The sequence below is a fragment of the Agrococcus sp. TSP3-2-1 genome (genome assembly GCF_049897585.1).
Classification (GTDB): domain Bacteria; phylum Actinomycetota; class Actinomycetes; order Actinomycetales; family Microbacteriaceae; genus Agrococcus.
In genome coordinates this window covers 237,246-253,190 of record NZ_JAFCWN010000003.1, presented here as the reverse complement: position 1 = coordinate 253,190, position 15,945 = coordinate 237,246, and the positions used below count along the sequence as shown (strand labels likewise).

19 protein-coding genes are annotated in these 15,945 nt (G+C 73.9%); 9 read left to right on the top strand and 10 right to left on the bottom strand.

Translation table 11 applies throughout. From position 1 onward, the window contains the following. Positions 1-17 precede the first annotated feature (17 nt). A complete protein-coding gene (locus ACP7BI_RS05995; RefSeq protein ID WP_425844372.1) occupies positions 18-1,067 on the top strand; it encodes a winged helix DNA-binding domain-containing protein in 1,050 nt (349 codons plus the stop codon). Between the two features lie 6 nt (positions 1,068-1,073). On the opposite strand, the gene ACP7BI_RS05990 is transcribed toward ACP7BI_RS05995, so the two are convergent. Genes ACP7BI_RS05990 through ACP7BI_RS05975 form a run of 4 tightly spaced genes read right to left on the bottom strand, consistent with a single transcriptional unit; the run spans position 1,074 to position 3,978 of the window. Continuing rightward, positions 1,074-1,832: an anti-sigma factor gene (locus ACP7BI_RS05990; RefSeq protein ID WP_425844371.1), complete on the bottom strand. Its 759-nt coding sequence runs from the start codon at positions 1,830-1,832 to the stop codon at positions 1,074-1,076. Then, complete coding sequence (locus ACP7BI_RS05985) at positions 1,816-2,385, bottom strand: RNA polymerase sigma factor (protein ID WP_425844370.1); 570 nt, start codon at positions 2,383-2,385, stop codon at positions 1,816-1,818. Before ACP7BI_RS05985 ends, ACP7BI_RS05990 begins: the two co-directional genes overlap by 17 nt. Positions 2,386-2,414: 29 nt before the next feature. Further along, the gene (locus tag ACP7BI_RS05980; RefSeq protein WP_425844369.1) at positions 2,415-3,167 is read right to left on the bottom strand and encodes a sortase domain-bontaining protein; all 753 of its coding nucleotides are present in this window, start codon (positions 3,165-3,167) and stop codon (positions 2,415-2,417) included. Between the two features lies 1 nt (position 3,168). Further along, positions 3,169-3,978, bottom strand: coding sequence for a DUF4397 domain-containing protein (locus ACP7BI_RS05975; protein ID WP_425844368.1), 810 nt, complete (start codon positions 3,976-3,978; stop codon positions 3,169-3,171). A gap of 174 nt (positions 3,979-4,152) precedes the next feature. Between ACP7BI_RS05975 and ACP7BI_RS05970 the strand changes: the two genes are divergently transcribed. The 4 genes from ACP7BI_RS05970 to ACP7BI_RS05955 all read left to right on the top strand — a co-directional run bounded on the left by ACP7BI_RS05970 (position 4,153) and on the right by ACP7BI_RS05955 (position 7,464). Next, a complete protein-coding gene (locus ACP7BI_RS05970) occupies positions 4,153-4,716 on the top strand; it encodes a prepilin peptidase (protein ID WP_425844367.1) in 564 nt (187 codons plus the stop codon). Positions 4,717-4,798: 82 nt separating this feature from the next. Further along, positions 4,799-5,707 carry a MetQ/NlpA family ABC transporter substrate-binding protein gene (locus ACP7BI_RS05965; protein WP_425844366.1) on the top strand — a complete coding sequence of 303 codons (909 nt, stop codon included), beginning with the start codon at positions 4,799-4,801 and terminating at the stop codon, positions 5,705-5,707. 69 nt (positions 5,708-5,776) lie between these two features. Beyond that, on the top strand, positions 5,777-6,808 hold the full coding sequence (locus ACP7BI_RS05960) for a methionine ABC transporter ATP-binding protein (RefSeq protein ID WP_425844365.1): 1,032 nt from the start codon (positions 5,777-5,779) through the stop codon (positions 6,806-6,808). Further along, positions 6,805-7,464 (top strand): methionine ABC transporter permease, encoded by a 660-nt coding sequence (locus tag ACP7BI_RS05955; RefSeq protein WP_425844364.1) that lies wholly within the window; start codon positions 6,805-6,807, stop codon positions 7,462-7,464. Before ACP7BI_RS05960 ends, ACP7BI_RS05955 begins: the two co-directional genes overlap by 4 nt. A 36-nt stretch (positions 7,465-7,500) precedes the next feature. Here ACP7BI_RS05955 and ACP7BI_RS05950 read toward each other — a convergent pair whose 3' ends face one another. From ACP7BI_RS05950 to ACP7BI_RS05930, 5 genes are all read right to left on the bottom strand, one after another. Continuing rightward, positions 7,501-8,001 (bottom strand): tetratricopeptide repeat protein, encoded by a 501-nt coding sequence (locus ACP7BI_RS05950; RefSeq protein ID WP_425844363.1) that lies wholly within the window; start codon positions 7,999-8,001, stop codon positions 7,501-7,503. Then, positions 7,998-10,085: a prolyl oligopeptidase family serine peptidase gene (locus ACP7BI_RS05945; protein ID WP_425844362.1), complete on the bottom strand. Its 2,088-nt coding sequence runs from the start codon at positions 10,083-10,085 to the stop codon at positions 7,998-8,000. Before ACP7BI_RS05945 ends, ACP7BI_RS05950 begins: the two co-directional genes overlap by 4 nt. 121 nt (positions 10,086-10,206) lie before the next feature. Next, entirely contained in the window at positions 10,207-11,610 is a 1,404-nt protein-coding gene (locus tag ACP7BI_RS05940) for a class II fumarate hydratase (protein ID WP_425844360.1), read from the bottom strand. 49 nt (positions 11,611-11,659) lie between these two features. Further along, complete coding sequence (locus ACP7BI_RS05935) at positions 11,660-12,295, bottom strand: DUF4245 family protein (protein WP_425844359.1); 636 nt, start codon at positions 12,293-12,295, stop codon at positions 11,660-11,662. Further along, positions 12,292-12,534, bottom strand: coding sequence for an exodeoxyribonuclease VII small subunit (locus tag ACP7BI_RS05930; RefSeq protein ID WP_425844358.1), 243 nt, complete (start codon positions 12,532-12,534; stop codon positions 12,292-12,294). Before ACP7BI_RS05930 ends, ACP7BI_RS05935 begins: the two co-directional genes overlap by 4 nt. Positions 12,535-12,573: 39 nt before the next feature. On the opposite strand from ACP7BI_RS05930, the gene ACP7BI_RS05925 reads away from it, so the two are divergent. After that, the gene (locus ACP7BI_RS05925) at positions 12,574-13,011 is read left to right on the top strand and encodes a M20/M25/M40 family metallo-hydrolase (RefSeq protein ID WP_425844357.1); all 438 of its coding nucleotides are present in this window, start codon (positions 12,574-12,576) and stop codon (positions 13,009-13,011) included. 45 nt (positions 13,012-13,056) lie between these two features. Here the strand turns inward: ACP7BI_RS05925 and xseA are convergent, their stop codons facing one another. Further along, positions 13,057-14,280, bottom strand: a complete 1,224-nt coding sequence (gene xseA / locus ACP7BI_RS05920) for an exodeoxyribonuclease VII large subunit (protein ID WP_425844356.1) — start codon at positions 14,278-14,280, stop codon at positions 13,057-13,059. An 82-nt stretch (positions 14,281-14,362) separates the two neighbouring features. Here xseA and ACP7BI_RS05915 point away from each other — a divergent pair, with 82 nt between their 5' ends. From ACP7BI_RS05915 to ACP7BI_RS05905, 3 genes are read left to right on the top strand one after another with little or no spacing between them, the layout of a single operon-like run. Beyond that, the gene (locus ACP7BI_RS05915; protein WP_425844586.1) at positions 14,363-15,385 is read left to right on the top strand and encodes a 4-hydroxy-3-methylbut-2-enyl diphosphate reductase; all 1,023 of its coding nucleotides are present in this window, start codon (positions 14,363-14,365) and stop codon (positions 15,383-15,385) included. 44 nt (positions 15,386-15,429) lie between these two features. Further along, positions 15,430-15,741, top strand: coding sequence for a hypothetical protein (locus ACP7BI_RS05910; RefSeq protein WP_211449997.1), 312 nt, complete (start codon positions 15,430-15,432; stop codon positions 15,739-15,741). Between the two features lie 4 nt (positions 15,742-15,745). Further along, a complete protein-coding gene (locus ACP7BI_RS05905) occupies positions 15,746-15,925 on the top strand; it encodes a hypothetical protein (protein WP_211449995.1) in 180 nt (59 codons plus the stop codon). Positions 15,926-15,945 lie beyond the last annotated feature (20 nt).

The following is a 15,945-nucleotide window of genomic DNA, read 5'->3' as shown; positions in this document are numbered from 1 at the left end:
GGGGCTACCGTGGGCGCATGGCCGAGCCCCGCTCGCTGACGCCGGCGCAGGCGCGGCGCTCGCGGCTGGCCTCGCAGCGGTTGCTCGGCTCGACGCTCTCTCCGGTGGAGGTCGTGCGCCGCTTCGTCGCGATGCAGGGGCAGGACCTGCCGGGAGTGCTGCGCGCGATCGCGATCCGCTCCGCGCCGGGAACGACGCTCGCCGACGTGCGCGCGGCGTTCGACGCGGGGCTGCTCGTGCGGTCTTGGGCGATGCGCGGCACGCTCTTCGTCGCGGCGCCCGACGACCTCGCCGTCCTGCATGCCGCGACGGCGGAGCGCATGCGACGGCAGGAGTGGCGGATGTGCACCCAGCGCGGCATCGACGAGGCGACCGCCGAGCGCGCCGCCGCGGTGCTCGTCGCCGCGCTCGAGGCCGGCCCGATGCGCCGCGGCGCGATGCTCGAGGCGTGGGCGGCCGCCGACATCGGCACGGCCGGCGGCAACGGCTACCACCTGCTCGCGCTCTGCGCCTACGACGGGCTCGTGCGCTTCGGCCCCTTCGAGGGCGACGAGCAGCTGCTCGTCGGCGGGGCGCCGCCGGCCGTCGCCGACCCCGAGGCGTCGCTCGATGCCGCGCTCGAGCGCTTCGCGATCGCCCGCGGTCCCGTGCGCGCCGACGACGCGGCCTGGTGGCTCGGCGCGGCGAAGCGACCCGTGCGCGCCGCGCTCGAGCGCGCGAGCCGACTCGAGCGCGTGCGGCTCGGGCAGGAGGAGCTGCTCGTCGAGGCGGGCGCCGAGCCGGGCGGCCGCGCCGGCGTCACGCTCGTGCCCGCGTTCGACGAGTGGCTGCTCGGCTACGAGGGGCGCTCGCGCGGCGTGAGCGAAGCGGTGCTGCGCGCCGCGGTGCCGGGCGGCAACGGCGTCTTCCGCCCGCTCGTGCTCGTCGACGGCGTCGCGGTCGGCACGTGGCGCATCCCCGTCACGCGCGGCCGACCGGGCGAGCCGCTGCTCGAGCTCGTCGAGCCGGTCGGCGACCGCACGCGTGCGGCGATCGATCGGGCGCTGCAGCGTTGGCCGCACCGCTGACGCGGCTCAGCTCTCGAGCGCTCCCCGCCACAGGCTGTCGCCCGAGTGCGTCGGATCGCCGTCGAACGGCTCGACCGACACGTCGACGATGGGGAAGGCGTCGAGGTCGAGGCCGCCCGGCACCGCGAGCTGCGTCGTCGAGGCGTCCATGACGCCGAGGCTCACCATCTGCTGCGCGTCGGGGTCGAGCAGCCACACGTCGAGGTAGCCGTCGACCTCGGGCAGCTCGTCGACGTCGACGACGAGCAGCCGCTGGCCGTCGCGCTCGACGACCTCGGCGCGCGCCGCCGTGACGGTCGACTGGAGCGGGTCGAGCGTCGCCTGGGCGACGTTCGTCGATCGGGGGTCGCTGCCGAGCTGCGTGACGACGAGCACGGCGATGCTCGCGGCGACCGCTGCCGAGGCGAGCGAGGCGCCGACGAGCGCCCCGGCGCCGAAGCGGCGCCGACGCCGGCGGGCGACGTCGATCGACGTCACGGGAGCGCCGGCCGACTCGGACGCGCCGGGGGAGACGGCGGATGCGTCGCTCGCGCCGATCGGCGCGGCGAGCGTCGCGCTCGGCTCGTCGAGCTCCGCCGCGATGCGGTCCCACACGCCGGCGGGCGGCGCGACCGGCACGACCTCCGCAGCGCGGACGCGCTGCGCGGCGGCGCGGAACGCCGCGACCTCGGCACTGCAGGTCGCGCACTCCGCGGCGTGCTCGCCGCCCTCGATGGCCTCGCCGAGGGCGAGCGCGACGAGCGACTCCTCAGGCAGATGCTGCATGCGACTCCTCCCATCGCTCCCGCAGCCGTCGCAGTCCTCGCGACAAGTGGCTCTTCACGGTGCCGGCCGGCATCGACAGGCGCTCGGCGATCCAGGCGGTCGAGCGGTCGTCGATCACGGCGAGCCGCACGATCGTGCGGGCCGGCTCGCCGAGCCGCTCGAGCTCCTCCTGCACCGTGAGCGCATCCTCGACCGCGTCCGACACCGGGTCCCCCTCACCGACCTCGAGCGCCCCGTGCAGGGTCTCCGGGTCGACGGCGAGCTCGCTCGCGGAGCGGGAGCGCCAGTGGTCGGCGATCCTGCGGCGCGCGATCGCGACGATCCACGCTCCCAGGGGTCCCGCATCCGGGTCGTACGACTCGCGCGATCGCCACACCGAGACGAAGGTCTGCTGCACGACGTCCTCGGCGTCGTGCGGCGCCATCGCGCGGCAGGCGATCGCGTAGACCATCCCGCCCCAGCGCTCGTACGCCTGGCGCAGCGCCTCGGGCGATGGATCGTGGGCGAAGGCTCTCGAGAGGCGCTCGGCCTCCGCAGCCTCCTCGCTCGACACGGCCAGAACGTATCACTCCTCGAGCCGGGTCACGGCGCATCGGGCACTGCCGTGACGACGATGTTGTCCTCGTAGGCGCCCGCCGCGGCATCCCACTCGCCGCCGCACGTGATGAGCCGCACGAGCGGGTCGCCGTCGCGCGCGAAGAGCTGCTCGAGCGGCAGCTCGTCCTTCGAGAACCGCTCGACGGCGACGATCCGGAACCGCAGGTCGGCGCCCGACGCGGTCGCGACCTCGACCCTCTCGCCCGCGCGGACGCCCAGCAGCTCCGCCATCGGCGCGCGGCCCCGGTCGCTGTCGACGTGGGCCGAGAGCACGGCCGAGCCGCGATCGGCGCCCGGCGCGGGACCGAAGCGGTACCAGCCGACCTCGCGCACGAGCTCGGGCACGTCCATCTGGCCGTCCTCGCGCACCCCGACCGGGATGACCTCGAGGTCGATGCCGACCGACGGCACCTGCACGCGGGTGGGGGCGTCGACCGTGGCTCGGGCGTCGCCGATCGACGCGTCGCGAGCGCCGACCGCGGTCGGCACGGGAGCGGCGGTCGAGGCAGCATCGGGAGGGGCGGATGCGCTCGGCGCGCTCGTCGGGGCGGGCTCGGCCATCGACGTCATCGACGTCGTCGGCGAGGCAGGCTCGAGCGAGTCGGGCAGCAGGAGCCGCACGCCGATCGCGGTGGCCGCGGCCGCCACGATCGCGGCGAGCACGGCTGCCGGCCGCCACGCGCGCCGAGCGGGCTCCCGCCGCGGGGTGCGCGGAGGGAGCCCGTCGGTGGTGCTCATGTCAGCCGCGCTGCTTCGCGAGCTGCTGCTGCCGCACCGCGATGGTGGTGAGGCCGAGCGCGCCCGCGAGGGCGAGCAGGAGCGCGATGGCCGACGGCGACGCCGCACCGCCGTTGCCCGAGGGGACGCCGCTCGGGGCGCTGTGCGCCTCGACCGTCTGCACCGCGAGCGCGAGGTTGCCGTCAGCGGCCGAGCCCCACGCGGTCACGATCGTGTGGACGCCCTCGGCGAGCTCGAGCTCGGCCGGGCCGATCGCGACGTCCGTCGTGCCCGCGAGCACGACATCCGCCGACACCGTGCCGGCCGTCGTGACGAGCGAGGCCTCGTTCGGGTTCGTGAGGCCGGGCGCGACGACCGTCTCGTTCGCGCGGATGTCGACCGCGGGGGCCGCGGCGAGGTGGCGGACGGTCAAGCGGGCCTCGCCGGCCGCGACGGGCTCCGTGCTGTTCGCGAAGGCGGCGAGCGCGGGCTCGCCGGCCTCGGTGAGGTGCGCGTAGAGCGTGAGGTTGGCGTTCGCCGGCACCTCGACGCCCATCGCCTCGATCGCGGGCTCCGCGGTGTCGGGGGTGCCGCCGTCGGCGAAGACCTGGATGTCGTAGCTGCCGGCGGGCAGCATCATCGGGTCGGTGAGCGTGCCGGGGGCGAAGTCGCTGATGGCCTCGTCGCCATCGATGAAGACGTCGACCGTGAGGCCGGGCACGCCGTGCAGGACGGACACGGTCGAGTCGCCCTCCGCGGCGAACGCGGGGGCGCCGCCGAGCGTGGCGAGAGCGAGAGCGGCGCCGGCGCCGATCGCGAGCTTGCGCTTCATGGTGTTCTCCTTGACTCGGGTCGGGCACTCGGTGCGCCCTCTCTGCCCCCATATCGGCGCGGACCCCGCCATCGGTTGCAGGTGCTTCGAAATCAAACATCCCGGGCGTGTCGCGTCGCTGCGGGCTGTGGAGAGCGGCCGCGAGCGCGCCGGCGCCGCGGCTACCGTGGCCGCGTGACGAGCACCGCGACCGCACCGCTGCAGACGCTGCGGCCGCCCGTACGCCTCCGGAGGGTCGACGCGCTCGGCGTGCCGCTCGCGCTCGCGGCCGCGTGGGCGGCGGCCGCCGCCGGGCTCGACGCCGTCGCGGCCGTGGCGCTCGCCGCTGCCGCGCTCGCCGCACCGCTGCTGTGGCGCGTCGATGTCGCCGAGCACCGGCTGCCGAACGCCGTGACGCTCCCGCTCCTGCTCGTCGCGGCGACCGCCGCGGCCGCCCGGCTCGTCGCGGGCGATCTCGCTCCACTCGCGGCGCTCGCGAGCGCGGGCGTGCTGCTCGCGATGGCGCTCGCGGGCGGCATGGGGATGGGCGACGTGAAGCTCGGCGCGGGCCTCGCGCTCGCGACCGCGACGCTCGGATGGGTCGTCCCGCTCGCCGCACTCGCCGCATCCGTCGTCGTGGGCGGCCTCGCCGGCATCGCCGCGCTCGCGGCGGGCCGGCGGTCGCTCGCCTTCGGACCCTCGCTGCTCGCCGGCCACGCGCTCGCCGCCGTGCTCCTCGGGGCGCCCGGCGCAGTGTGACGATCCGTGACGCCCCGGCTGGCGGCCGGTGCTGTCTGATTCCTAGCGTTGGGGGAGTCCCATCCCACGAAGGAGTCCGCCCATGTCCACCCGACGCATCCGCCCGTTCGCCATCGCAGGCTCGATCGGCCTCGCCGCCGCCCTCGTCGGCTGCAGCGCGAGCGCCGGTGCCGGCGACGCCGCCGCAGCCCTCGGCTCGGCCGACAACCCCGTGCAGCTCGGCGTCGTCGGCGCTTCCGAGCCCTACTGGGCCGCCTACGAGGAGGCCGTCGAGGCCGAGGGCATCGAGCTCGACCTCGTCGACTTCACCGACTACAACCAGCCGAACCCCGCCGTGAGCGAGGGCGAGCTCGACATCAACCAGTTCCAGCACATCATCTACCTCGCGAACTACAACGTGCAGGCGGGCGACGACCTGCAGCCGATCGGCTCGACCGCGATCTACCCGATCGGGCTGTACTCCGACAAGTACGCGTCGCCCGACGAGATCCCCGACGGCGCCGAGGTCATCGTGCCGAACGACGACACGAACCAGGCGCGCGGGCTGCTCGTGCTGCAGTCGGCGGGGCTCGTCGCGCTCGAGGGCGGCGGGAGCCCCTACTCGACCGTCGCCGAGGTCATCCAGGAGGAGTCGCGCGTGACCGTGCGCGCCGTCGATGCGGCGCTCACGGCGACGTCGCTGCCCGACGTCGCCGCGGCGATCATCAACAACGACTTCATCACCGACGCGGGCCTCGCGCCCGAGGACGCGATCGCGCAGGACGACCCGAACGACCCCGCGGCCGCGCCCTACATCAACATCTTCGCCACGACGGCCGAGAACGTCGACGACGAGGTGCTGAACCGCCTGGTCGAGATCTACCAGACGAACGAGGACGTGCAGGCGGGTGCGCTCGAGGCCTCGGGCGGCTCGGGCATCTTCACCGTCACGCCGAAGGCCGACCTGCAGGCCGCGCTCGAGGCCGTGCAGGCGGAGATCGAGCAGCGATAGCCGACGGCGCGGGGTGGGGGCCGACTCGGCTCCCGCCCCGCTCCTGCGCCACGAGCGAGAGGAAGCGGCATGGCCGAGCACATCGTGATCGACCGGGTCTCGAAGCGGTTCCCGCCCGCGAAGCGCGGCGGCGACGAGATCGTCGCGGTCGATGACGTCTCGCTGCGCATCGAGCAGGGCGAGATCTTCGGCATCATCGGCTACTCGGGTGCCGGCAAGTCGACGCTCGTGCGGCTCATCAACCAGCTCGAGCCCGTCTCGAGCGGCCGGATCACGATCGGCGACGTGCCGATCTCCGAGCTGCGCGGCCGGCGGCTGCGCGAGCAGCAGACCGGCATCGGCATGATCTTCCAGCGCTTCAACCTGCTCACCTCCCGCACCGTCGCCGGAAACGTCGGCTACCCGCTCGAGGTCATCGGCGTCGCGCGCGCCGAGCGGCGGCGGCGGGTCGCGGAGCTGCTCGAGTTCGTCGGGCTCGCCGGCCGCGCCGACGCCTATCCCGAGCAGCTCTCGGGCGGGCAGCAGCAGCGCGTCGGCATCGCGCGCGCCCTCGCGACGAATCCGCAAGTGCTGCTCGCCGACGAAGCGACGAGCGCGCTCGACCCCGAGACGACCGTCGAGGTGCTCGACCTGCTCGCGCGCGTCAACCGCGAGCTCGGCGTGACGATCGTCGTGATCACGCACGAGATGGAGGTGATCACGCGCATCGCCGACCGGGTCGCGGTCATGGAGGAGGGCAGGGTCGTCGAGGTCGGCGCGACCTACGACGTCTTCACCCGCCCCGCGACGAGCGTCGCGAAGCGCTTCGTGCAGACCGTCGTGCGCGCGCTGCCGGCCGGCGACGAGCTCGAGCAGCTGCGCGCGAAGCACGAGGGCCGCCTCTTCACCATCTCCTTCACCGACGAGGGCGCCTCCGAGGCGCGCGTGTTCTCGGCGCTCGCGAAGGCCGGCGTCGACTTCAACCTCGTGCACGGCGGCGTCGACGACATCCAGGGCCGCGTCTACGGGCTGCTGACGATCGCCGTGCGCGGCGACGCGGACGCCGTCGCGTGGGCGCTGCAGCAGGTCGGCGGCGGCGTGCGGGTGGAGGAGCAGCGATGAACGAGCTCGCGAGCATCCTCCCCACGCTGCTCGAGCAGACCGGGATCATGCTGTGGATCGTGGCGGTCTCGCTCATCTTCGGCGGTCTCGGCGGGCTCGTGATCGGCACGGGCCTCTACGTCACCCGGCGCGGCGGCATCCTGCAGCAGCCCGTCGTCTGGTGGGTGCTGAACGTGCTCGTGAACACGTTCCGACCCATCCCCTTCATCATCTTCCTCGCGGCGATGCAGCCGATCGGGCGCCTCGTCGTCGGCAAGGGCATCGGCACCGAGTACGCGATCTTCGCGATCGCGGTCGCGGCGACCTTCGGGATCGCGCGCATCGTCGAGCAGAACCTCGTGTCGATCCCGACGGGCGTCATCGAGGCGGCGCGCTCGACCGGCGCGAGCCCCTGGCGCATCATCCGCACCGTCATCCTCCCCGAGGCGCTCGGGCCGCTCGTGCTCGGCTACACCTTCGCGGTCATCGCGATCGTCGACATGTCGGCGGTCGCGGGCCTCGTCGGCGGCGACGGGCTCGGCAACTACGCGATCACCTACGGCTACCGCCAGTTCGACCCGCTCGTGACGTGGTCGGCGCTGCTCGTGATCGTCGTGGTCGTGCAGCTCATCCAGGTGCTCGGCAACTGGCTCGCGCGCCGCATCATGCGGCGCTGAGAGCAGCCCTGCGTCAGCAGCGGGCGGCGGGGCGCGTCAGGCAAGCGGATGCGTGAGGTCGGCCGCGTAGGCGAGCACCGACCGGCGGTAGAGCGGCAGCGTCGGCGCGAGCGCCTCGAGCGCGACCCGGAGCGCCTCGTCGTGCCGGCCGACGCCGTGGAGCGCGAGCGCGAGGAACGCGTCGCGCGCCGCGCCGGTCGAGGGATGCGGCGGCGCTGCCTCGAGCATCGCGATCGCCTCGTCGATGTGACCGAGGTTCCGCAGCGTCGACGCGTGCTGGATGACGAGCTGCGCGGCGCGCGCCGGGTCGGCGTCGGCGAGCCCGGCGTCGGCGGCGGCGCGGTAGAGCACGTCGGCCTCCGCTTCCAGCCCCGCGGCGTCGTGCGCGCCGGCGAGCTCGAAGAGCCCGACCGCGGCCACCGGCGCGCGCTCGGCGAGCGCCGCCATGGGCGCGATCCGCGCGTCGTCGTCGAGCGACGCGTCGTCCCACAGCGCCGCGACCTCGTCCTCCCAAGCCGCGCCCGACGCATCCGTCATGCAGCGGCCTCGGCGCCGACCGCGGCGAGCTCGAGCCCCGTGTGGTGCGCCGCGAATGCGAGCTGGTCGGCGAACTCGAGCGCGGCGGCGTCCTTGGGCTTCCCCATGCCGTGCCCGGCGCGCGTGTCGACCGAGAGCAGCACGGGCGCATCCGCCCCGGTCGCCGCCTGCGCGCGCTGCAGCTCGGCCGCGAACTTGAACGAGTGCGCGGGTACGACGCGGTCGTCGTGGTCGCCGGTCGTGATGAGCGTCGGCGGGTAGGCGACGCCCTCCGCCACGTTGTGGAGCGGCGAGTAGGCGCGGAGATGCGCGTGCGCCTCGGCCTCGTCGGGGTCGCCGTAGTCGCTCGCCCACGCCCAGCCGATCGTGAAGCGGTGGTAGCGCAGCATGTCGAGCACCCCGACGCCCGGCAGCACGGCCGACCAGAGCTCGGGCCGCTGCGTGAGCGCGGCGCCCGCGAGCAGGCCGCCGTTCGAGCGGCCGTGCAGCGCGAGCTGCTCGCGCGTCGTGACGCCCGAGGCGATGAGGTGCTCGGCGATCGCGAAGAGGTCGTCGAAGACCTGCTGCTTGCGCTCCTTCGTGCCGCCCTTGTGCCACTCGGAGCCGAACTCGCCGCCGCCGCGCAGGTTGGGCACGACGAGCACGCCGCCTGCGTCGACCCACGCCGCGAGCACCGCGCGGAAGGCCGGGTTCATCGGGATGTTGAAGCCGCCGTAGCCCCAGATGAGCGTCGGGCGGGGCGCGTCGCCCGCATCGTCCGCAGGGCGGACGAGGAAGGCCGGCACCTGCTGCCCGTCGCTCGAGGTCGTGCGGATGCGGCGGGTCACCGCGCGCGGCGCGGCCGGCCCGGGCGCGGGGAGCGCGCGGTGCTCGACGAGCCGGGCGCCGTCGGCGCGGATGACGTGCCGCGTGCCGCGGTCGACGAAGCTCGAGGTGGAGGCGAAGACGGTGCCGCTGCCGCTCGACGACTCGGAGCCGGTGATCGAGACGCCGTCGCCGAGCGGCACGGCGTCGCCGAGCTCGCCGTCGAGGCTCGCGAGCTGCATGCGGTGGCTCGCGTCGTGCGAGTACTCGAGCACGAGGCCGCGCTCGGTGAGGCTCGCGTCGAGGAGCACGTCCTCCAGGTGCTCGGGCACGATCGTCGACTGCTCGCCGGTCGCGAGGTCGAAGGCGGCGAGCCGGTAGCGCGGCGCCGACTCGTCGGTCACGGCGAAGAGGCGGCCGCCGTGGATGCCGATCGCGCTCCACTCGTGCTCGTGGCCCTCGACGAGCTGCCGGAGCGCGTCCTCGCTGTGGCGGCGCACCGCGAGGTCGTTGCCGCTCGACGAGCCGGTGTCGGTCGAGAGCACGAACCACTCGTCGTCGCGCGGCCAGTGACGGGCGAAGAGCCGCGGCTCCTCCGGCCGGGAGAAGAGCACGACGTCGGTCGAGGGGTCGGCGCCGATCTCGTGCCGCATGAGCCGGCCCGCGCCCATCTCGTCGGTGAGCGCGTCGCCCGTCGGGGCGTCGTAGGCCCAGTAGCTGAAGGCGCGGCCGCCGGGCAGCCACACGGGCGGGTTCCACTTCGTCCACGGGATCTCGTCGGCGAGGTCGTCGCCCGTCGCGACGTCGCGCACGCGGATCGTGCACCAGTCGGAGCCGCCGTCGGAGACGCCGTAGGCGAGCAGCGCACCGTCGGGCGAGACGCTCGCGACGTTGACGGCGACGGTGCCGTCGGCCGAGAGCTCGTTGGGGTCGAGCAGCACGCGGGGCCCGTCGGCACCGGCGCCCTCGAGCCCGTCGACCGAGTCGGCGACGACGAGCACGGGCTGGTTCTGCTCGCCGCCGTGCCACGCGAAGACGCGGCCGCCGCGCTCCCACGGGCAGCCGCGGGTCGGCGCCGTGAGCAGCGCCGCAACGCGCTCGCGGAACGCCTCGCGCGCGGGAAGCGCCGCGAGGATCGGCTCGGCGAACGCGTTCTGCGCCTCGATGAACGCGCGCGTCTCGGCGGAGTCGCCGTCCTCGAGCCAGCGGTACGGGTCGGCGATCGCCTCCCCGTGGATCGTCTCGACCGTGCCGTCTCTGCTCACCTCGGGATAGCGCATCCCGCCACCCTATGGCCGCGGCGTGCCGACCCCCTCCCATGCCCGCAACGGCGAACTTCCCCGAACCGCGGGTCTCGAGGCTCGAATCGCGCGGTTCGGGGAAGTTCGGTGACCGGGTGGGCTACTTCGCGACGCCCGGGTGCGTCATCGAGAGCAGGTCGAGCGCCTTGTCGAGGTCGGCCTCGGTGAGCTCGCCGCGCTCGACGTAGCCGAGGTCGATGACGGCCTCGCGCACCGTGATGCCCTCCTTGACCGAGTGCTTCGCGATCTTCGCCGCGGCCTCGTAGCCGATGAGGCGGTTGAGCGGCGTGACGATCGACGGGCTCATGCCCGCGAGCGCGGCGGCGCGCTCGACGTTCGCCTCGAGGCCAGCGATCGTCTTGTCGGCGAGCACTCGCGAGGCGTTCGAGAGCAGCCGGATCGACTCGAGCAGCGCCGTGCCCATCACCGGGATCTGCACGTTGAGCTCGAACGAGCCAGAGGCGCCCGCCCACGCGATCGTCGCGTCGTTGCCGATGACGCGCGAGGCGACCATGAGCACGGCCTCCGGCACGACCGGGTTGACCTTGCCCGGCATGATCGACGAGCCCGGCTGCAGGTCGGGGATCGCGAGCTCGCCGAGACCCGTGTTCGGGCCAGAGCCCATCCAGCGCAGGTCGTTGTTGATCTTCGTGAGCGAGACCGCGATCGTGCGGAGGGCGCCGGATGCCTCGACGAGGCCGTCGCGGTTCGCCTGCGCCTCGAAGTGGTTGCGCGCCTCGGTGATCGGCAGCCCGCTCGAGGCGGCGATCTCGGCGATGACCTTCTCGGGGAAGCCGAGCGGCGTGTTGATGCCGGTGCCGACGGCCGTGCCGCCCTGCGGCACCTCGGCGACACGGGGGAGCGCCGCCTCGATGCGCTCGATGCCGTAGCGGATCTGCGCGGCGTAGCCGCCGAACTCCTGGCCGAGCGTGACCGGCGTCGCGTCCATGAGGTGCGTGCGGCCGGGCTTGACGGCGTCGGCCCACAGCGCAGCCTTCTCCTCGAGCGCCTCGGCGAGGTGCTCGAGCGCGGGGATCGCCTGCTCGACGAGCGCGCCGGTGACGGCGATGTGCACCGAGGTGGGGAAGACGTCGTTCGACGACTGCGACGCGTTGACGTGGTCGTTCGGGTGCACGCTCTCGCCGCGGTGCTTCGACGCGAGGCTCGCGAGCACCTCGTTCATGTTCATGTTCGAGGAGGTGCCGGAGCCCGTCTGGTAGGTGTCGACCGGGAACTGGTCGTGGTGCGCGCCGCCGATGACCTCGTCGGCCGCCGCGACGATCGCATCGGCGATCGAGGCCTCGAGGATCCCGAGGTCGCGGTTCGCGATCGCGGCGGCGCGCTTGATGCGCGCGAGCGCGACGATCTGGGCCGGCTCCAGCCCTGAGCCCGAGATGGGGAAGTTCTCGACCGCGCGCTGCGTCTGCGCGGCGTAGAGCGCGTGCTTCGGCACCCGCACCTCGCCCATCGTGTCGTGCTCGATCCGGTACTCGACGTCGTTCACTGCGCTGTGCCTCTCACTCGGGTTCGCCCTGCCGGGCTCGATTCTCGCGTCACTCGCCGGCTGTGAGCGAAGCGCTCACGGCCTCGGCGAACGCCTGGATCTCGTCGTCGGCGGCGGTGCCGGCGATGACGACGGTGGATGCGTCGTGCTCGGTCGTGAGCACGAATGCGAAGTTCCCCGGGTCGTCGGCGTCGCGCTGGTCGTGCTCGGTCCACGTGAGGCCGCCGACCGTGCGCTCGCCCGTCTGCGGGGCGCCGTCGCTCGCGGTGAGCAGCCACGTCGGATTGCCGTCGAGCGCCTGCGTGAACGAGACGAACTGCTCGGCGGGGGTCACGTAGCCGGCGTACCAGGTCGTGACGCCGTCGGCGCCGACGCGGATCTCGGCCGCGTTCGAATCGAAGCCCTCCGGCAGCACCGGCGCGATGAGCGGCGCACCGACGCTCGCCTCGGCCGAGGCGGCAGCGGCGGCGACGTCGACGGGCTCGCGGGGCGGCGGCGATGGCCGCAGCACGACGAGCACCATGACGAGCACGACGCCGAGGCACGCGGCGATCGCGACGAGGAGGTTCGAGAAGGTCTGGTTCTCGCGGTGCCGCCTCGACGCGGCTGCCTTGCGCGAGGCCGTCTCCTCAGGCGTCTCCGGGCGGCCGAGCTCCGCGACGATCCTGGGCTGCTTGGGGCTCATGCCTCGGCGGCCCCCTCGGCGGCCGGCGACCCTGCCGCGCGCGCGGCGTCGAGCCGCGCCTTCGCCCCTTGGAGCCACTGCTCGCAGCGGTCGGCGAGCGCGTTGCCGCGCTCCCAGAGCGCGAGCGACTCCTCGAGGGACGCCCCGCCCGACTCGAGCGCCTGCACGACGCGCACGAGCTCGTCGCGCACCTGCTCGTAGGTCAGCTCTGCGACGGCGTCGCTCGCGGGGATGGTCACGGTGCCAGTCTACCGCCGGGCCGCCGACGCCGAGCGCTCATGCAGGTGCGATCGGGGACGGGAGGGAGGATCGACTCCTCCCCGTCGCCGGCCGCCAGGACGCTCTCGGCCCACACCGTCGTGGTGCCGGTCGACGGCCAGGCGTGGTCGAGCGCGCCGTTCGAGCCCGAGGAGCGCGACGGCCGGCTCTACGCGCGCGGCAGCGCCGACATGAAGTCGTTCCTCGGCCTCCTGCTCGCGAAGGCGCCTGCGATGGCGACCGCGCGCCTCGCCGAGCCCGCGGAGGTGCGCGGCTCGGGCCTCTCGGTCACCTACGACGTCGGCGTCACGGTGCTCGGCGGCATCGCGCCGCTCGTGCTCACCCGGCTGCTCGAGGTCACCGGCAACCTCAACACCCCGAGCACCTACTGCACGGCGATCGCGGTGCTCTCGCTCGTCGGCCCGCACTTCGTGCGGAAGCGATACCGCCTCGCGTGAGGCGGCGGCCGCTCACGCCTCGGCGCGGGCGGCCAGCACCACCGCCTACGCCTCGGCGTGGGCGGCGAGCACCTCGGCGTCGACGGTGCCGCGAGCGAGCGTCACGAGCAGGCCGTCGCCGGCCGCGAGCGCTGCCGCGTCGCGGGCGACCGAGCCCGCCCGCGTCTGCACGACCGCGTAGCCGCGATCGAGCGTCGCCTGCGGGCTGAGCGCCCGGAGCGTCTGCCGCAAGTGGTCGAGGCGCTGGCGGGCGACGTCGACGAGCCGCGCGACGAGCTCGTCCGAGCGGGCCGTGAGCCGCGCGAGGTCCTCCTCGCGCGCGTCGACGATCGACTCCGGGCGCGCGAGCGCCGGGCGCGAGCGGACGGCCTCGAGCCGCTCCGCCTCGCGAGCGACGTGCTGGGTGACGCGCTGCCGCAGCTGCGCCCGCGCTTGCGCGATGCGGGCGAGCTCCTCCGCGACGTCCGGCACGACCCGCTTCGCCGCATCCGTCGGCGTCGAGGCCCGCAGGTCGGCCACGTCGTCGAGCATCGGCCGATCGGCCTCGTGGCCGATCGCCGAGACGACCGGCGTCGTCGCCGCCGCGACCGCGCGCACGAGCCGCTCGTCGCTGAAGCCGAGCAGGTTCTGGAAGTCGCCGCCGCCGCGGGCGATGATGATGACGTCGACCTCGGGGTCGGCCTCGAGCCGCTCGAGCGCCGCGAGCACGGTCGGCACCGTCGCATCGCCCTGCACCGCGGCGTGCTCGACGCGGAACTCGACACCCGGCCAGCGCAGCTGCGCGTTCCGCAGCACGTCCTTCTCGGCGTCGGAGTCGCGGCCCGTGATGAGGCCGATGCGCCCCGGCAGGAACGGCAGCGGCCGCTTCCGCGAGGCGTCGAAGAGCCCCTCGGCGGCGAGCGAGCGGCGCAGCGCCTCGAGCCGCGCGAGCAGGTCGCCGAGCCCGACGTGGCGGATCTGCTGCGTGATCATCGAGAGCGTGCCGGCGCGCGGCCAGTAGTCGGGCTTGACGAGCAGCACGACGCGGTCGCCCTGGCCGAAGTCGCCCTCGATGCGCGCGAGCGTCGAGCTCCAGACGTTGAAGGCGACGGTCGAGTCGCCCGAGACGTCCTTGAGCTTGCCGAAGACGTTGCCGCGCGAGGCCGACCACTGCGTGATCTCGCCCTCGACCCACAGGTGGCCGAGCCTGCCGATGTACGACTTCAGCTCCGCGCCGAGCCGGTCGACGCTCCACGGCTCGTCCGGCGTGCCCGTGATCCGCTCGGCCATCGCGCTCCCCTCGCGGCCGCCCACGTCGAGCCCGGGGGCCGGGGCAGCCCATAGGTCGGCATCGTAGACTGGCCCGGTGACGATCACGAACGGCAGAGTGCCCCTCGACGCCCCGCGTCCGGTGCTCCGTCGGGGTCGCCTGCAGGCCGTCCCGACCGACGCGCCCAAGCGCATCCTGCTCGCCACGCCGCGCGGCTACTGCGCCGGCGTCGACCGCGCGGTGCTCGCGGTCGAGAAGGCGCTCGAGCAGTACGACGAGCCCATCTACGTGCGCAAGGAGATCGTGCACAACAAGCACGTCGTCTCGTCGCTCGAGGCGGAGGGCGCGATCTTCGTCGACGAGGTGGATGCGGTGCCCGAGGGCGCGCGCGTCATCTTCAGCGCGCACGGGGTGAGCCCGGCCGTCGTGCAGGCCGCCGAGGACCGCGGGCTCTCCGCGATCGACGCGACGTGCCCGCTCGTGACGAAGGTGCACCGCGAGGCCGTGCGCTTCGCGCGCGACGACTTCGAGATCCTGCTCGTCGGCCACGAGGGCCACGAGGAGGTCGAGGGCACCGCGGGTCACGCGCCCGATCGGGTGACGATCGTCAACAACCCCGACGAGGCCGACACCGTGCAGGTGCAGAACCCCGACAAGCTCGTGTGGCTCAGCCAGACGACGCTCTCGGTCGACGAGACGATGGAGACGGTGCGGCGGCTGCGCGCGCGCTTCCCCAACCTGCAGGACCCGCCGAGCGACGACATCTGCTACGCGACGCAGAACCGCCAGGTCGCGGTGAAGAAGATCGCGCCCGAGACCGATCTCGTGATCGTCGTCGGCAGCGCCAACTCCTCCAACTCGGTGCGGCTCGTGGAGGTCGCGCTCGAGCACGGCGCGAAGGCGGCGCACCGCGTCGACCTCTCGACCGAGATCGAGCAGGAGTGGCTCGAGGGCGTGCGCACGATCGGCGTCACGAGCGGTGCGAGCGTGCCCGAGGGCCTCGTGCGCGAGGTGCTCATGGAGCTCGAGGACGCGGGCTTCGAGGACATCACCGAGGTGCGCACCGCCGAGGAGGACCTCATCTTCTCGCTGCCCAAGGAGCTGCGGCCGAGTCGTCGGGGCTGACCGACTTCCTGGCGTCATCCAGCCTGCGTGGATACGCTCGCCGCATGGCAGACGTGCAGCAGGACGACCAGTGGGCCGAGCAGATGGCTGAGGGCGAGGACTTCGACGAGTCGATGGGCGACCCGGCGGACGACGACCGCGTGCTGGCCACCGACGAGCTCGACGAGATCGGCGACGACGACGCCCCCGAGGGCGCCGAGTCGCGCGACGAGGAGTGGGAGGGCGACGACCCCGCCGACATCCCCGACGAGCACGGCGGCACGCAGGCCGGCGTCGACTCCGATGACAACGGCGTCGACGACACCACGATGCCCGAGGGCACCGACAGCATCATCGATGCGGGAGACTGGGAGTAGCACCGTGGCGGAGCGACGGGGCTTCATGGCGCGGCTCAAGCGGTTCTGGCAGGGCCTGACCGGCTCGGGCGTGCAGACGTACGGCGACGACGCGCTGCCGGGCGCCCACGACGGCGACCCCGCGGCGCAGGCCAATGCCGAGATCCAGCTCCGCAACCGGCTGCAGTTCGGCACGAAGCACTGAGCTCTCCAGAGACATGACGA

Excerpts from the sequence above, each read along its gene's own strand:
- ACP7BI_RS05960 (WP_425844365.1), top strand. The coding sequence starts at position 5,777 with ATGGCCGAGCACATCGTGATCGACCGGGTCTCGAAGCGGTTCCCGCCC.
- ACP7BI_RS05950 (WP_425844363.1), bottom strand. The coding sequence starts at position 8,001 with ATGACGGATGCGTCGGGCGCGGCTTGGGAGGACGAGGTCGCGGCGCTG.
- ACP7BI_RS05910 (WP_211449997.1), top strand. The coding sequence starts at position 15,430 with ATGGCAGACGTGCAGCAGGACGACCAGTGGGCCGAGCAGATGGCTGAG.
- ACP7BI_RS05955 (WP_425844364.1), top strand. The coding sequence starts at position 6,805 with ATGAACGAGCTCGCGAGCATCCTCCCCACGCTGCTCGAGCAGACCGGG.
- ACP7BI_RS05965 (WP_425844366.1), top strand. The coding sequence starts at position 4,799 with ATGTCCACCCGACGCATCCGCCCGTTCGCCATCGCAGGCTCGATCGGC.
- ACP7BI_RS05935 (WP_425844359.1), bottom strand. The coding sequence starts at position 12,295 with ATGAGCCCCAAGCAGCCCAGGATCGTCGCGGAGCTCGGCCGCCCGGAG.
- ACP7BI_RS05945 (WP_425844362.1), bottom strand. The coding sequence starts at position 10,085 with ATGCGCTATCCCGAGGTGAGCAGAGACGGCACGGTCGAGACGATCCAC.
- ACP7BI_RS05925 (WP_425844357.1), top strand. The coding sequence starts at position 12,574 with ATGCAGGTGCGATCGGGGACGGGAGGGAGGATCGACTCCTCCCCGTCG.
- ACP7BI_RS05990 (WP_425844371.1), bottom strand. The coding sequence starts at position 1,832 with ATGCAGCATCTGCCTGAGGAGTCGCTCGTCGCGCTCGCCCTCGGCGAG.
- ACP7BI_RS05975 (WP_425844368.1), bottom strand. The coding sequence starts at position 3,978 with ATGAAGCGCAAGCTCGCGATCGGCGCCGGCGCCGCTCTCGCTCTCGCC.
- xseA (WP_425844356.1), bottom strand. The coding sequence starts at position 14,280 with ATGGCCGAGCGGATCACGGGCACGCCGGACGAGCCGTGGAGCGTCGAC.
- ACP7BI_RS05995 (WP_425844372.1), top strand. The coding sequence starts at position 18 with ATGGCCGAGCCCCGCTCGCTGACGCCGGCGCAGGCGCGGCGCTCGCGG.
- ACP7BI_RS05980 (WP_425844369.1), bottom strand. The coding sequence starts at position 3,167 with ATGAGCACCACCGACGGGCTCCCTCCGCGCACCCCGCGGCGGGAGCCC.